The sequence below is a fragment of the Sporosarcina sp. Y1009 genome, from assembly GCF_057669865.1.
Genome location: NZ_JBYHFO010000025.1, coordinates 16,864 through 32,224 on the forward strand (window position 1 = coordinate 16,864; position 15,361 = coordinate 32,224).

Below are 15,361 nucleotides of genomic sequence, written 5' to 3' on the forward strand. Positions count from 1 at the left end.
TATTGTTTACAGAGCTTCACTATTTTTTAGTAAAACTCGATTATCGATTAACTTCTTAAATATCCATCCGAACATAATGATAAACAGTGAATTTGCAATCATCGTTGGCACAAGTCGAGTCGCCATAAACACTTCTGGTTCTATTGAAGTAATCGATATCATCGTAACAAATCCGTATGATAAAACTTCCAACAAGGCAACCAGTAATAAAGCCAAAAAAATCACTGTAATAATATGCTTATGCACATAACGAATGATGAAAGCTGCAAAATAACAAATCACAGGATAGAGAAATGCATATAACCCAATAATATCAATGTAAAACACATCATACAAGAGGCCAAAGACAATTCCGTATATGATTGCGCGCTGTCTACTATAATAAACTGCAATAAAAATGAGATAAACGATGACAAAACGCGGCACCAAAATATATAGATTGCCTGATACTTCAATGGGTGAAAACAAACTAAAAACGGGTTCAAAGAAAAAAAGTAAAACGGCAATAAGGGGGATGATGAACCTAATCATGATCCATCCTCCCCCTCTGTACCTGCTGTCCCGTCGCCGTCTGTTCCATCTACAACCTCAGAACTCCGCATGGCAATAATGACATGGTCAAGCATGGAAAACTTTGCAGCCGGTCGAATATAAGCCAATTTTGTGAGGCCATAATCATCCGTTGAAACTTCTGTAATTTCACCAATAGGAAGTCCCTTCGGAAAAATACCACCCAATCCAGAAGAAATTACTTTATCTCCAACTTCTATCTTAAAACTAGAGTCAATTCGCTTCATGATGAGTTCACCACGGGCTTGGTCATATCCTTCGATAAGTCCATATGCGGGATCTTTACCAGGAACAACTGCAGAAACACGGAAATTTCTATTTTCAGTTGATAATAATTCAACAGTGGCTGTGGTCGATGAGGTATTAATCACTTTTCCAATCAAACCACTCGCTGTGATGACTGCCATATTTTTCTTAACGCCGTGAGATTGGCCTTTATTAATAATAATCTTTTCTTCCCATTGATCCGGATTTCTCGCGATGACTGTCGCATGTACAGGATTGAACTCGCGTAAATCATCTTCCTTATCAATAATTTCACGTAGACTATCATTTTCAGCTTGTACATCTACGAGTTCAGATTGAACTGCAGCATATTCACTTAAACGTGATTTCAATTTCTTGTTTTCCTCATATGTATTCAAAACCCCGTCGATATTCTCAATAACACCAGTTATGTAATGAGCAGGCTTAGAAAATAACGATTGCCCGAAACCGACGACGTCTTTTACAATTTGTTCTGGTAAGGAGGCGTTTTGCCGATCACGCAAGGTGAATGAAATTAATGCAACGAGGACAATGACCCCGACAAGCAGTAATATCAATCGTTTATTAGAAAAAAATCGCGGCATTGCCTATCCCCCTCGAGTATTCTTTAGTAGGCATATGTAAATCACTCTACTTGTAGAAGAGTGATTTACAGTTTACCTAATTATCGAACTTGCATTTTTTTAATAACATCAAAATTATCCAAAGCTTTACCTGTTCCAATTGCAACACAATCCAATGGATCTTCAGCGATGAACACAGGCATATTTGTCTCTTCAGAAATTACTTTGTCAATGTTTCTTAATAGTGCCCCACCACCAGTTAGAACAATTCCACGTTCCATAACATCTGATGATAATTCAGGTGGCGTTGTTTCTAAAGTCTTACGAACACCTTCAATAATTTGCGTAATCGACTCACGTAATGCATTTGCAATTTCGTCAGATGTAATTTCTAATGTTTTCGGTAAACCTGTTAAGAGGTCTCGTCCACGAATTTCCATCTTCTCTGTTTTTGTCGTTACGTTTGCTGAACCGATATCCATTTTAATCGCTTCTGATGTACGCTCACCAATTGTTAAGTTATATGTTTTACGAATATAGCTTGTAATGGCAATGTCCATTGTATCTCCACCAACACGAATTGATTCACTTGTCACGATACCCCCGAGTGAAATGACCGCAACTTCAGTCGTTCCGCCGCCGATATCAACGACCATGCTACCTGTTGGCTCCCAAACTGGAAGACCTGCACCAATTGCAGCCGCAAATGGCTCTTCAATTGTAAATGCGTCTTTTGCGCCAGCTTGACGTGATGCATCAATAACCGCACGTTGTTCAACAGAAGTAATCCCGTAAGGCACACAAACCATAACATTTGGTTTTTTAAATGAACCACCAGAAGCTTTCATCGCTTCTCTCATATAATGTTCGATCATCGCTGTCGTAATTTCATAATCTGCGATAACGCCATCTTTCATAGGTCTTGTTGCTATAATTGAACCAGGTGTACGTCCGATCATATTTCTCGCTTCACTACCTACAGCGACGATTTCACCTGTATGTGTATTTTTTGCTACAACTGAAGGTTCGCGTAAAACGATCCCTTTCCCTTTTACAAAAACTAGTGTGTTAGCTGTTCCTAAATCAATTCCTACATCTCTTGCACCAAATCCAAACAAATTTGTTCTTCCTTTCTTCTGAACCGCTTATTTACGGCATTCATCAAATCATACACCACATTATAGCGGAAAAGCGAAGAAAGTGATAGTGTCACATGTACCCTTTTTCTTTAAGACTTATGAACTGATGGTCGCCAATTATGACATGATCGATAACTTCAATCCCCATTAATGAACCAGCCTCGCTTAATCTCTTCGTTACTTCTATATCTTCTGGTGACGGCGACGGATTTCCAGAAGGATGGTTATGTGCACAAATAATGGAAGCCGCGGAACGTTTTACCGCTTCGCGAAATATGTCCCTAGGATGTACGATCGATGAATTTAATGAGCCGATAAAAATCGTTTGCTTATGAAGCACTTCATTTTTTACATTTAAAAACAAGACGACGAAATGTTCTTGTGTCAGTCCTGACATATCCGTCATTAAGTAAGCTGCTGCGTCTTCAGGCGAGCGAATAGCGTAGCGACCTTCTGAACGCTTTTGATACAGGCGTTTTCCAAGTTCGGCAGCCGCTAGGAGTTGCACGGCTTTTGCTTGTCCAATCCCATTAATCTCTGTGAATTGCTCCACGGTCGCATCTCGTAAATCTTGAATCTTATCAAACGTCGATAAAACTCGGTTCGAGAGGACAAGCACAGATTCATTCTTCGTGCCTGTCCGAAGCAAAATTGCAATCAATTCCTGGTTCGATAAACTCGGTGCACCTTGCCTAATAAGTCGTTCACGTGGCCTGTCTGCAATATGAACATCTCGAATCATCATTTTAGGTTCGAGATCTATTCCCAGTTCTAATTCCATTGTCAATACACACCACACCTCCGATAACGGATGATGTTGGCAATTGCAGCAATGCGTTTACAGCTATTTCTCATCAATATCTCCCCTTTCAAAAACATTGTAGCGGAGATTATTCAATCAGAAAATTGTGTAAAAAACGTGAAATTGGAACTACGACCTGTTTTTCGGCCTCAATCTGAAATTTTGACACAGTCAGCTTTACTTGAAAAGTGCGCAAGTAAATGAAGGCGAACGACTCGAATATCGTTGGTAAATGAAGTAATAGCGCTTAATTGCTCATTGAAAACCTTCACTTTTTCGTCTTCAGTTTCACCTTCCGAAATTTTTATTTTCTCTACAGTGTCTGCAACTAGTGAATCACGTAATACTTTTGCGTCAACTGCCTCACAGGTTCCTGCAGTTGCTGTGATTTCTTTTCGAAATGTATCATCACTTTCACTGTCCATAATTTCTGTTTCGGTCAAGCCCATTGAAGACCAGATAAAGTACTTATCGCCAATTTGAAAAATAGCAGCTGAAGATAATGACGAGTCTGCCGCTAAAAAAGTTGCAGCAGATTCAGAACTCGAGAAAACCCCATGTTGTCTGGCGAATAATTGAAGTGGCGCAACCGTCGTTTCTACAGGTTCTTCTTTGTTTTCCGGTGCAGGTCCTGCTGTCGGTATTTCAGGTTCTTTTTGATCATTTCCCAACTGCCCATTTGCGCTGACGATGATAAAACCAACGACTGCCACTGCTGCAATTCCAATAATAACCCCTTGAATAATCGCCATTACATACGTGCCTTTTTTAAAGTTTCTGCCAAATTTCATCTCACTTCACCCCGTTCGTCCTGCTTTAACAGAAAGTCTACCCACCGCTCGCCTATGTAAAGCATGCAGTATGATTTCTACTTCCGTTAAGCGCTTATCCCTACAATAACCGTAGCAGAACAAGGGTGAAAAAAAACATGAGGTCTGTCAGCGACCCCATGGAAATTTATCGACTTATGTAAACATCGTCATATACCATTCGACAAGGTTAGTTCCCCAAAAATAACAAATAACCGCTGCAATGGCGATGGACGGTCCAAATGGCACCGGCGTTTTACGGCCTTTTCCAGATTTCCGCAAAATAATAATACCGATAACAGAGCCTATTAAAGCAGCCACAAACAAGGTTAATAACGTATTCACGGTACCCAGTACAAGTCCGATGACAAAAAACAATTTAATATCCCCGCCGCCCATTCCGCCTTTCGACACGACAGCGATTAAATACAGTACACTAAAGCCCACTACAGCGCCCAGTAAGCTATCCCACCAGGGCGTCAGTTGTATGAGCATCCGACAGACCAATAGCGCAACAGCGAACGGGAAGAGCACTTTGTCAGGGATGAGCATATAGGCAATATCAGAGACCGTAATAATGACAAGAAGAGACAAAAATAAAAGCGCCACAACAAGTTCCAAACTAAATCCAAGCATGAAATAAGCCAACGCAAATAAAGCACCCGTCGTGAATTCCATAAACGGATAAATGAAACTAATCTTCGTTTTACATCCCCTGCACTCTCCTCTCAAGAAGATGTAGGAAAAAACCGGAACGAGGTCAAGTACCCCAAGTTTCCGGTTACAGTTTGTACAATGAGAAGGCGGTGACACGATGGATTCTTTTTTTGGCACACGTAGGCCAACGACGTTAAAAAACGAACCGAACACGATCCCATAGATGAAAAATAAAATCATAAACAAAATGTCCATTTAATCCCCCACATCTTCAGAGAAAAACGTCGTGATTTGAACTGAAACATCTAATCGTTTGTCAGGATTTTCCTGCGCTAAGTCAAATTCACCAGGTTGATCGAAATCAACTTCATCAATTCGTACAATCCGCTCAAGTCCTTCGATTTCCTGTAAAAATGTCAAGAGATGCGCATAGTCCAGTACTTGCAAATCGATTCTCAGCGAAATTAATTTCAGTTCCGCTGGCAATAAACTAATATTGATTGGCGTGATTGGCTTCACATCATCTTCAGCATCTGCCTCATCACTAGATTCAGGCTCGCCCTCAGTAACTTCTTCAGTGGACTCCTCAGTCGACTCTTCAGTTTCTTCTTCAACTTCAGGCGTACTAATTGCTTGTGATACTTCTGCATCATAATTATTAAAAGAAATGGCCGTAATTTTCGATTCACTTAGCAACTCGACTTCATGGATGGTATGCAGTAAGTTATCCAACTCACGACTCACAGGAAGTTGTTTACGTAAGTTATATTCATTAGCAGTATCCGTATCGACAACACTTAAAACTGCCACTTGATTTTCCAATTCAGCATTATCGACTTTTAGTTGTTGAATGGTCGATTTAATGCGGGACACTTCTTCCCCTTTTGGAACAATCAAATAATAGTAAGCCACAGCAACTAACAAAAAAGCAATTAGACCAAGCAATGTCACTAACATTTTATTTTCACCTGTTTGCTTCATTGCTCAACACCGCCTGTCCGTAAATAGAACGGATCAATTACGACCGTCAGCTCATTTGTAAAACGCTCTACCGTTTCAAAGCTCTCAGTTTCTTCCTCATCTTCTTCCCCATTACTTGGAACCGGGTCAAATGTGGATATTTCCTCAACTTTCACATCTTGGAAATAAGGGCTACTTGATAAATCATTCACATAAGCCACCACTTCAGCGAGCGATTCAAAATCAATAGAAAACCTGATTTCACTTTCAGAGAAAACATAGTTTCGTAAATATGTATGTTCATTGATGTACTTATTCACTTCTTCCAATAGCGGAGAGACAGGATAAGAGATACTCTCTACAAATTGTACAGACGTTGACAAGTCAGCCTTTTCCGGTTCTTCTAAGACAATAAGGGACGATTCAAGTTCCGTCTTTTCGGCCTGTAATTGCTGCTCATCGTCATTTAAAGAAACAACGGCATTTTTTAACGAATAATATTGAACAGCCACATACGTAACCAGTAATAAAAATACGATGGCCAATATGATGGTGAACCAACGCCTACCTGGTGATGGTCTATCAATCTGCGGGAGCAGGTTAATCTCTGGTGCCAAGGGAATCCTCCTCCTTTTGCGAAAGACCGAGTAAGGCGATATGTTTTCGATTAAAATTTTGATAATGTTTTCTAACGAATTTATCGTCAATGACTTCAACTGGTGTATCTACCGTCGCATTTAATTGCGATTTAATATAATCGACCTCCGGATTGTCACCAACAATCACAATCTGATCCACCGATTTTTCACCCTTGTGGAATGAAAAACGATAAAAGTTCAATATACGTTCAATTTCTAGCACTTGTTCAGCTAACGACAAATGGTAATTAATCATTTCTCCATTAAAGGTAAATACGTTTTCATCCATAACATCTGGCGCATACGTCCAATTTCGAGTCGGTGATTCTGCAGAATGATAGCGAAGAAACTCGACATTTCTTTCTGAATAAATGCTGATAGACAACGTATTAATAGACCAATCAGCGACTAAATAAGACTTCCCTGCTGAAAAGTAGTTCACATTTTTAAAGAATCGTATAATAGACAGCATGCGCACATCCACGACTTTCGGATTTAAATGACAATCTTGAAAGAGTTCCATCGCTTTAATGACTTCTTCAGATGAAGATGCATAGATAGCTGCTTCTCCGTCACCTTCTGTTTGATCATAGACGTCGAGAAGTGGATTTTCAAAAGGTAAATGAATCGTACGGCCGAGTTCCATTTCCACATAGCCTTTTAGTTCACTAGATCTTAATTCTTTCGGGTGGTCAAATGTTCGCATCATGACAGAATGATCCGGAACAAAAAAGCGTAGGTCATGCCGTGAGATATTCCAATCTTTCACAAGACTTTTAAGAATCTCAAAAAAAGCCAGTTCATCTACTAGAACTTCATCGACGATAACGCCAGGTGGGAGTGCATATTCGTATACTTCCGCCGTTTCTAAAACACCATCCTGCGTAATAAGTCCACGGATGACATAATCATTCATTTCAATTGAAGCCACTCTATTTTTATTTCTACGAAACATTCTAGTTGCCCCCTTAGACAGACGGATTGTTCATTTAGCATCGAAGGAAACGAAGTGTGTGGGTCGTTTGCTTGGATGGTGAATGAAAGATAAAGACTACAGCAACTGGAGAGCTGCTGTAGGTAAATTTCTACTCAAGTGCCTCATTTAATTTAACTTCAGTAACTTTTTCCGCATCTTTAATTGCTTTATAATCAGCATTTTTAAGTTCTGAAAGCTTTGAGTATGATACAGTCCAAGTATCTCCTACTTTCTCAGCTGAAAAAGTAGTACTTCCTTCTTCTGCCCCCACACCTGTAATTCCTTCAACAAAAGGTTTAAGGTTATCCTGTGTACAAGATATAGTACCGCTTATAGTTTCATCGCAAACTCTATCAACCGCAGCAATCTTTGCCCCCGCCAAAATATTTGATGATTCAGCTAATAAAGCCTTGTCTTTGGAGTTATTAATAATATTCCCAATCGCTGGAACCGCTATCGCCGCAATAATCGCTAAAATAACAATAACTGCAAGTAATTCAATAAGAGTTAAACCTTTTTCGTTGTTCAGTTGTTTCTTCATATTTTTAAACATTCCGTTTCCCCCAATTTATTATAGTTTTTAGTGCGTTTTGACAAATGCGATTAACTTCTTTGCATCACCTCCTTAAAACTGGAATATTTGTTAAATCTGTTCATACAAGCCAAACATTGGAACCATGATAGCGAGGACGATTGTACCGACGATTGCCGCTAGAAAGACAATCATTAGTGGTTCGATTAACGATTTCAATGTGTCGACAGTCCTGTCAACATCATCCTCATAAAACTCTGCAATTTTTTCTAACATATAATCTAGTGAACCTGTTTGCTCACCAATGGCAGTCATTTGTGTGACCAATGGTGGAAATAGCCAACTTTTTTCGAGTGGCGCTGATAATGTACTTCCTTGTTCCAGGCTCGATCTTGATTCTAATATCACTTTTCCGATGACTGGATTTCCGCTTACTTTTTCTACAATCGACAGCGCATTGAGAATTGGCACGGAACTGCTAAATAAAGAAGATAAAGTCCGCGTCATTCTTGCAATCGCTGACTTTTGCAGCAACTTTCCGAAAACCGGCATTTTTAATAAGAAATAATGAACTTGGTAGTGGAAGGTTTTATTGTTTTTGAACATATAATTGAAGCTAAATATTGCAATTAAAACTAGCAGTAATATCAGCCACCAAAACCCTTGAACAAATTCACTCATCCCCATGACGATAATGGTGATCAATGGTAATTCTGCCCCGAAATCGGCAAACATCGCTGTAAAAGTTGGGACGATTGTTAACATGAGAAACACGACGACGATAATTGTTAGAACGAATAATACCAATGGATACATCATTGTCGATTGGATTTTTTTATTTAACGCATGTTGCTTCTCGTAGTACTGAGCGAGTCTATCTAATGTTTCATCTAAGTTACCCGTCAATTCGCCAGCCTTAATCATATTGACGAAAAGTGGTGGAAATACTTTACTTTCCTTAGCCGACGCATCTGAAAATGCAGTACCGGACCGAATATCTTCTTCCACCGCAAGTAATGCTTTTTTCATGATCTTACTTTCTGATTGGTCAGCAAGTATTTTTGTAGATTCTACGATGGTTATACCTGCACGGATCAGTGTGGCAAATTGGCGGCAATAGACAACAAAGTCCTCGGTTTTAACTTTTCCACCCAACGCAATTTGTGTGTGCAAAATATTTGTTGAGACTGTAATTTCTCTTGGGTTAATGCCCTGCCTTCGAAGTTTTTCAACCGCTGCATCTTCAGAATCAGCAGATATGACACCTTTTTTGAATGCACCTGTCGAAGTTCTTCCGCTATATTTGAAAACAGTGGACATCAGTATTCACCTACAGTCAAAAACGCTTTAGCTTCACTAGAATTAATGACGCCATTCGTAATTAATTGTTGAATAGATGATTCTAATGTATGCATGCCTAGACTTCGGCCCGTTTGAATACTATTTTGTATTTGATGGACTTTTTCAGAGCGGATTAAATTTGCAATCGCTGGTGTTTGCACTAATATCTCAGTCGCAACTACTCGTCCGCTTCCTTTTTTGTTGATAAACAATCGTTGTGAGACAATTCCTTGTAAAACGTTTGCCAACTGTATTCTAACTTGATTTTGTTGATGTGGTGGAAAAACGTCTATGATTCGATCAATTGTTGTTGCGGCACTACTCGTATGTAACGTCGCCAATACTAAGTGACCTGTTTCAGCTGCGGTTATGGCCGTCGAAATCGTTTCAAGATCCCGCATTTCTCCGACAAGAATGATTTCAGGATCTTGTCTAAGGGCTGCACGGAGTCCATTGGCAAAAGAGCCAGTATCAGTACCTACTTGACGTTGATTGACGATAGACTTTTTATGTTCATGTAAATACTCAATCGGATCTTCTAATGTGATGATATGTTTTGCTGAATTTGTGTTAATATAATCAATCATCGATGCCAACGTTGTTGACTTCCCTGAACCTGTAGGTCCGGTTACTAAAATCAGCCCATGTGGTTTACTTGCAAGATCATGTAACACCGACGGCATGCCCAATTGTTCAAAAGTTGGAATTGTTGACGGGATGAGACGCGCTGCAATAGAAATTTGGCCACGCTGATGAAATGCATTCACACGAAAACGACATAAATTGCCGAGCACATAGTTAAAGTCGGTTTCACCCTTTTGTTCGAATTCTTCAACTTTAATTTTCGGGATCAACTTTTTGGCCACTTGTTCCAAACCTGTCGATGTCATTACCGTTTGATCTAGTTGTCGGAGTTGACCATCGACCCGATAAACCGGCGGAATTCCATGTGAAAGATGTAAATCCGACGCGCCTTCTTCATATGCTTTCGTTAACAGTTTGTCAATTGTATTCGGCATTTCATCACATCCTTTATTCTGATGTTGCAACGCGTAGAACTTCATCAATTGTTGTGAGTCCTGCCGCGATTTTTTCAAAACCATCTTCGACAAGCGTTTTATATCCGTGACTTCTTGCGTATGCTCGAATCACGTCAGGTCTTTCTTTATTTAAAATTTGCGTTTTAATCTTGTCGTCGATTGTTAAAACTTCATGAATCGCTAAACGGCCTCGGTAGCCCGTGTCATTACACGAAGGACATCCTTTTCCTTCTGTGATCTGGTCAATCGTAACACCGTAGCGATTAAAAATTTGTATTTCATGTTCATGCGGCGCTCGCTTTTCCCCGCAGTCTAAACAAACTCTTCGAACAAGTCGTTGCGCCATAATGCCAAGAAGTGAAGAAGATAATAAAAATGTTTCAATCCCCATATCTATTAATCTTGAAATAGATTCAATGGCGTTATTTGTATGTAAAGTACTTAAAACGAGATGTCCCGTTAACGATGATCGAATAGCAATTTGCGCCGTTTCGATATCTCGAATTTCCCCAATCATAATAACATCAGGGTCTTGTCTAAGAATCGACCGCAGCCCAGATGCGAACGTTAATCCCACTTCTTCTCGAACTTGAATTTGATTAATGCCTTCTAATTGATATTCAACTGGATCTTCAACTGTAATGATATTAACGGCTTCATCGTTCAAATAATTGAGACCTGCATACAATGTAGAAGATTTCCCTGAACCTGTTGGCCCAGTGAGTAATATAATACCATTCGGCTTTTCCAACATTGCATGGAATTTCCGATAGTTTTCATCAGAGAATCCAAGATTATCCAAACTATTTAATGCATTACTAATGTCGAGAATACGCATAACGATTTTTTCACCGTAAATCGTCGGCAAAGTTGAAAGCCGAATATCGATGGGTCGATTATTGACAATGCTTTTAATACGTCCATCTTGTGGTAAACGGTTTTCAGTAATATTTAAATCGCCCATAATCTTCACGCGTGCAACGATAATGTTTTGCATTTTCTTTGGTATTGAACGGTCATTCCGCATGACACCATCTACCCGGTAACGGATTTTCAATTCCGTATCTTGTGGATCGAAGTGAATATCACTGGCTCGTTGCGCAACCCCATTGGCAATAATTTGGTTAACAAGTCGGACAATGGGTGAATCGTCATCTGTCATCTGCGCCTCATCATCAATATCTGCCGGTTCTGCATCGATAATCGCTTCATCCATCGATTCTTGCAGATCATAATACTTTGTAATCGCACGGAAAATATCATCTTTTGCAGCGATGTTTGTTTCTATTTGGTAACCCGTCGCCATTCGAACTTCTTCGATCACGAAGTAATCCATCGGGTCACTCATCGCAATCAACAATTTATTACCGTTTTTACGAACAGGCATGATATTTGCACGTTTTGCCAATTCTTTCGGCACGATATGTATTAGTTCAGGATCAATCGTTTGTTGACTTAAGTAGATACGTGGAACACCTAGCTGCGTTTCAAGAACTTGCAGTAATTGTTGTTCTGTTATAAGTCGTTGTTCTATTAAATAGTCGCCAATTTTTTGTTCTCTTTCTTTATTGACCAATGATTCTTCTAGTTCTACTTTTGAAATAATATTCGATTCTACTAACATATCACCAAGTCGTTTTCGAGTTGCACGTTTCATGGAAAGTACCTCCCGTCTCTATTTTTCATCGGAAGTGATTAAGTTTCCGCCCTTATCATATATCTGCTCGCCATTATCTCCTGCTGACTCTTGTGCTTTTTCCGTTGTCGTCTCTGATTCAACCTCATTAGTTTCTGTTTCGATAACCGAAGTACTCACGCCACCTTCTGCTGCTGTTGGCGGGGTAGTTACAGTATTTTCTTCAATAGCTGTTTCTATTGGTTGTTGAGATGAAACTAGGATAACTTTATTTTTAGGCGGATAAAAATCGCGACTAACGAGCATTTCATCTTCATATGAAGAATTTATTTCAGATATATTTTTATAGACTTTAATCCGCAAACCGTCTTTTCCATTTTCTATTACTTTTTCTTGTCCAATGGCCAAGTCTGCAGAAAGTCTATAAATCGTTCTCGGTTTGATGATTTCTTTATCAGATATTTCATACGATATTTCGTAGTTCGATTTAAAGGAATACAATTCTACAATTAATTTCCCATCCCGGATTTCCGCTGAGATGATAAACGGGGTTTCGGTTTCGTTATTGAATTTTAAATCCTGTGATCTTGCTTGATTTACTTTTGCTTCAATCCCCGCTTGTAAATAATTCGGCAACATATTTTGAGAATGTCGTTCGAGTATATTTAAATCTGTTTGTAAAACTGCGCTATATAAAGTTGAGGCTACGAAATCGGCTGTTCCTTCACTATATAACCCCTCAACACCCTCTAACATTTCTAGAAATGAAAAATGTTCACTATTGACAATTGTTGTGTTGTTTAAGGCTTCGGCAATTAATGAAATACCTGTTCCATCGACCACAACATCTTGAATTTCAAAAGCAATTCTTTCTAAATTCTCTTTGGCTAGTTTTGCTTCCGTCGCCTCAATTGGTCCAGTTCTTAAATACGCAGCATGTTCTACAACTGTATTTAATGTTTCATCTATGTAAAATAAACGAGCTTCTTTTAGTAAGTTCTTAATCTCTTCGTCAACAATTACCTCAATTGGCAGTTGAATATTTTCTTGATCTTCCCAAAATGTATACCAAGGTGTTTTAGTTAATGCCATATACTGATCCACTGTTTTACTAATATCAAACGTAAAAAAAGAACTGGGAACTGTAATCTTCGCGCTTGTCCCTTCGATGATCACGTCATTGTTTTTCCACTTTTGAACTTCAGAAGCTAATTGTGACTGTATATCTATCTTTTTCGTTTCAGTAATTTCAATTCCGGCAATTGTTGCATTCGCAGATCCATCCTTTGCAGAAGCCTTGATCGTTGGACTGATGACTTGATATAAAAGAAATACTAAAATTACAGAACATACTATTGTAAAAACCGACTTCTTATTCAACGACAATCCCCCTTTATTCAACAACAATCTCTTAATAACTTCTTTTTCATCTGTAAAATACTATTATTTACAAAAAAACCAATTCCTTATTTTCAGTTTATACAATGGGATAGTAAAAAGCAACTAGATTATTTCACAATTTCGTGTCATTAATTAAAATAGCAAAAAATAATAGTTCAAATTACTCATATAAAACACCAAAAAATAACACTTCCGAATTATATAGAATAATTCGAATGTGTTATTTCAATTAAGAGAAGGTATTTACACCTACTTTACACTGTAGATGTTTCTTTAATAATTTACTTTTGTACCGGCTACCTCTCCGTCTTCATAAACGCCAACTAAATTTCTACCCGATTGTTTCCCACCAATATACATTGCTCGGTCCGCATTACGCAGTAAGTCTTTTGCTGAAGTCGCATCATCTGGAGCAGTCGAAACGCCTAAACTGACCGTTATATTCACCTTTATTGGTTTCCTGTCTTCTAGTAAGTCCATTGTTAAATCTGGCGTTATTAAGAATTCTGTTTTCTCAACTTCTACTCGAATTGCTTCCGCAAGTTTTGTCGCATCACCCTTTGAACAATTCGGTAAAATGAAAACAAACTCTTCCCCCCCGTATCTTGCCAATGTCTCATTCATCGTCTTGAAGTTTTTCAGCGTTTTAGCAAGCTTGACTAAAATCACATTGCCGCATTCATGTCCGTACATATCATTGATACTTTTGAAAAAATCAATATCTAACATAATGACAGACAAGTTTTCGAGTTTTCCTTTTTGAAGTTTGCGAACGTCTTCTTCTAATTTCGTTTCTAAATAAGAAAAGTTATAGAGCTTCGTTAAGCCACAACGCTCACTCTTCTCAATCGTTGTTTCATAAAACCTTGCTTTTACTAATGAAATAGCGAAATAACCGGTTAAGATATCAATAAATTGAATACTTTCAGGTAGGAACATGTTTTTCCTAAAGGAAGTTAAGATTAGAAATCCTTCCGTAACATCATTTCGAATAATCGGTGCTGTTAAAACACTTCGTATGTCCTCGTTAAATTCAATATTGCTCAAAGCTCGTATTTCTTTTTTATTGAAATATATTCTTATGAAAAAAGCATCTAACCCATCATCGATTTTTTTTACATCGTAAAAAGAAAGATCTTTTACCTCTTTTGTGATCCCAGCTGGCCCATTGCCTATTAAGGGAATCAGTTGATTGGTATCTCTTCGAAAATCAACGACATATGCATGGTCATATGGAACAATATCCTTTAATTTCAACAAAAATGTTGCTGAAACCTCGTCATATAACAGTCGGTCAGCAAGTTCGCGACCAATTTTAGCTGCACTTGAAAGTTGGTCATTCACTGTGTTGGCGTTATTGAACATCCGGCTGATCAACATAACAACGACGAAAGGAATCCCCAGTAACAATAATGATTTATTGCCGAGGTGGTCATTTAAGAAGTAAAGTGCAATTCCAAACGGCACCATAATCAGTGTGGATGCATAATCCCATAACGCTCCTTTTGAAGTTAAAGAGAAAATATGTGAATTGAAATAAAAGTATATTTTTAACAAATAGTTATTTATGAGCGAATAAGAAATTGCATAAATGAGTCCTAGGAAAAGAACTTTTGTAAAGTCCGACGAATCAATCGTTCCCCCTACTGCATGGAAAACAATTCCGCTACCTATTGATGTAACCGCTAAAATCGTAGAGTTCACAAATAGCTTATGCGTAATGGGTAGTCTGCTTTTTTCAGTAAAAAGAAGGAAAAACATCGCGACTTGCATGACAATCAATTCAATAAAAACACCGTATTGTAAAAGGATTGATAATGTAATCCAACGTTCCAATGAAATCGTCATATTTTTAAATCTTAACGGGAGTAGCATCGTTAAAAATATTATCAGAAATAGTACGATGAGATTCATCCAATCAATTTCTTTTGAAGGAAAATATGCTTTAGCCAAGAAAAAAGAAAGTGGAACAACTAGAAGCCAAATAAAGAACATAATAATTTGTTGTTTTTTAGAGACGTTCAAAGTTA

Annotated in this window: 15 protein-coding genes; all 15 read right to left on the reverse strand. The window is 38.5% G+C overall.

Annotation, left to right across the window (positions count from 1 at the left end):
- Positions 1 to 6: 6 nt before the first annotated feature.
- Positions 7 to 531, reverse strand: coding sequence for a rod shape-determining protein MreD (gene mreD, locus AC25Y1_RS18510; protein WP_488149487.1), 525 nt, complete (start codon positions 529 to 531; stop codon positions 7 to 9).
- Positions 528 to 1,421: a rod shape-determining protein MreC gene (gene mreC, locus AC25Y1_RS18515; protein WP_488149488.1), complete on the reverse strand. Its 894-nt coding sequence runs from the start codon at positions 1,419 to 1,421 to the stop codon at positions 528 to 530. Before mreC ends, mreD begins: the two co-directional genes overlap by 4 nt.
- A gap of 80 nt (positions 1,422 to 1,501) precedes the next feature.
- Positions 1,502 to 2,518, reverse strand: coding sequence for a rod shape-determining protein (locus AC25Y1_RS18520; protein WP_488149489.1), 1,017 nt, complete (start codon positions 2,516 to 2,518; stop codon positions 1,502 to 1,504).
- A 91-nt stretch (positions 2,519 to 2,609) separates the two neighbouring features.
- The gene (radC, locus tag AC25Y1_RS18525; RefSeq protein ID WP_488149513.1) at positions 2,610 to 3,320 is read right to left on the reverse strand and encodes a RadC family protein; all 711 of its coding nucleotides are present in this window, start codon (positions 3,318 to 3,320) and stop codon (positions 2,610 to 2,612) included.
- Positions 3,321 to 3,490: 170 nt separating this feature from the next.
- Positions 3,491 to 4,132: a hypothetical protein gene (locus tag AC25Y1_RS18530; RefSeq protein ID WP_488149490.1), complete on the reverse strand. Its 642-nt coding sequence runs from the start codon at positions 4,130 to 4,132 to the stop codon at positions 3,491 to 3,493.
- A 174-nt stretch (positions 4,133 to 4,306) separates the two neighbouring features.
- A complete protein-coding gene (locus AC25Y1_RS18535; RefSeq protein WP_488149491.1) occupies positions 4,307 to 5,062 on the reverse strand; it encodes a prepilin peptidase in 756 nt (251 codons plus the stop codon).
- A complete protein-coding gene (locus tag AC25Y1_RS18540) occupies positions 5,063 to 5,788 on the reverse strand; it encodes a hypothetical protein (RefSeq protein ID WP_488149492.1) in 726 nt (241 codons plus the stop codon).
- Positions 5,785 to 6,384 (reverse strand): PilN domain-containing protein, encoded by a 600-nt coding sequence (locus tag AC25Y1_RS18545; protein WP_488149493.1) that lies wholly within the window; start codon positions 6,382 to 6,384, stop codon positions 5,785 to 5,787. The genes AC25Y1_RS18540 and AC25Y1_RS18545 overlap by 4 nt, the downstream gene beginning before the upstream one ends.
- On the reverse strand, positions 6,368 to 7,360 hold the full coding sequence (pilM, locus tag AC25Y1_RS18550; protein ID WP_488149494.1) for a type IV pilus biogenesis protein PilM: 993 nt from the start codon (positions 7,358 to 7,360) through the stop codon (positions 6,368 to 6,370). Before pilM ends, AC25Y1_RS18545 begins: the two co-directional genes overlap by 17 nt.
- 130 nt (positions 7,361 to 7,490) lie before the next feature.
- Positions 7,491 to 7,934: a prepilin-type N-terminal cleavage/methylation domain-containing protein gene (locus AC25Y1_RS18555; protein ID WP_488149495.1), complete on the reverse strand. Its 444-nt coding sequence runs from the start codon at positions 7,932 to 7,934 to the stop codon at positions 7,491 to 7,493.
- A 90-nt stretch (positions 7,935 to 8,024) separates the two neighbouring features.
- Positions 8,025 to 9,233, reverse strand: a complete 1,209-nt coding sequence (locus tag AC25Y1_RS18560; RefSeq protein WP_488149496.1) for a type II secretion system F family protein — start codon at positions 9,231 to 9,233, stop codon at positions 8,025 to 8,027.
- Positions 9,233 to 10,273 (reverse strand): type IV pilus twitching motility protein PilT, encoded by a 1,041-nt coding sequence (locus AC25Y1_RS18565; protein WP_488149497.1) that lies wholly within the window; start codon positions 10,271 to 10,273, stop codon positions 9,233 to 9,235. The genes AC25Y1_RS18560 and AC25Y1_RS18565 overlap by 1 nt, the downstream gene beginning before the upstream one ends.
- 13 nt (positions 10,274 to 10,286) lie before the next feature.
- On the reverse strand, positions 10,287 to 11,951 hold the full coding sequence (locus tag AC25Y1_RS18570; RefSeq protein WP_488149498.1) for a GspE/PulE family protein: 1,665 nt from the start codon (positions 11,949 to 11,951) through the stop codon (positions 10,287 to 10,289).
- A gap of 18 nt (positions 11,952 to 11,969) precedes the next feature.
- A complete protein-coding gene (locus AC25Y1_RS18575) occupies positions 11,970 to 13,310 on the reverse strand; it encodes a VanW family protein (protein WP_488149499.1) in 1,341 nt (446 codons plus the stop codon).
- A gap of 294 nt (positions 13,311 to 13,604) precedes the next feature.
- Positions 13,605 to 15,356: a sensor domain-containing diguanylate cyclase gene (locus AC25Y1_RS18580; protein WP_488149500.1), complete on the reverse strand. Its 1,752-nt coding sequence runs from the start codon at positions 15,354 to 15,356 to the stop codon at positions 13,605 to 13,607.
- Positions 15,357 to 15,361 lie beyond the last annotated feature (5 nt).

What these genes read in the sequence shown, in the direction of transcription:
- mreD (WP_488149487.1), bottom strand. Translation starts at nt 531, where the DNA reads ATGATTAGGTTCATCATCCCCCTTATTGCCGTTTTACTTTTTTTCTTT.
- mreC (WP_488149488.1), bottom strand. Translation starts at nt 1,421, where the DNA reads ATGCCGCGATTTTTTTCTAATAAACGATTGATATTACTGCTTGTCGGG.
- radC (WP_488149513.1), bottom strand. Translation starts at nt 3,320, where the DNA reads ATGGAATTAGAACTGGGAATAGATCTCGAACCTAAAATGATGATTCGA.
- AC25Y1_RS18530 (WP_488149490.1), bottom strand. Translation starts at nt 4,132, where the DNA reads ATGAAATTTGGCAGAAACTTTAAAAAAGGCACGTATGTAATGGCGATT.
- AC25Y1_RS18535 (WP_488149491.1), bottom strand. Translation starts at nt 5,062, where the DNA reads ATGGACATTTTGTTTATGATTTTATTTTTCATCTATGGGATCGTGTTC.
- AC25Y1_RS18540 (WP_488149492.1), bottom strand. Translation starts at nt 5,788, where the DNA reads ATGAAGCAAACAGGTGAAAATAAAATGTTAGTGACATTGCTTGGTCTA.
- pilM (WP_488149494.1), bottom strand. Translation starts at nt 7,360, where the DNA reads ATGTTTCGTAGAAATAAAAATAGAGTGGCTTCAATTGAAATGAATGAT.
- AC25Y1_RS18555 (WP_488149495.1), bottom strand. Translation starts at nt 7,934, where the DNA reads ATGTTTAAAAATATGAAGAAACAACTGAACAACGAAAAAGGTTTAACT.
- AC25Y1_RS18560 (WP_488149496.1), bottom strand. Translation starts at nt 9,233, where the DNA reads ATGTCCACTGTTTTCAAATATAGCGGAAGAACTTCGACAGGTGCATTC.
- AC25Y1_RS18565 (WP_488149497.1), bottom strand. Translation starts at nt 10,273, where the DNA reads ATGCCGAATACAATTGACAAACTGTTAACGAAAGCATATGAAGAAGGC.
- AC25Y1_RS18570 (WP_488149498.1), bottom strand. Translation starts at nt 11,951, where the DNA reads ATGAAACGTGCAACTCGAAAACGACTTGGTGATATGTTAGTAGAATCG.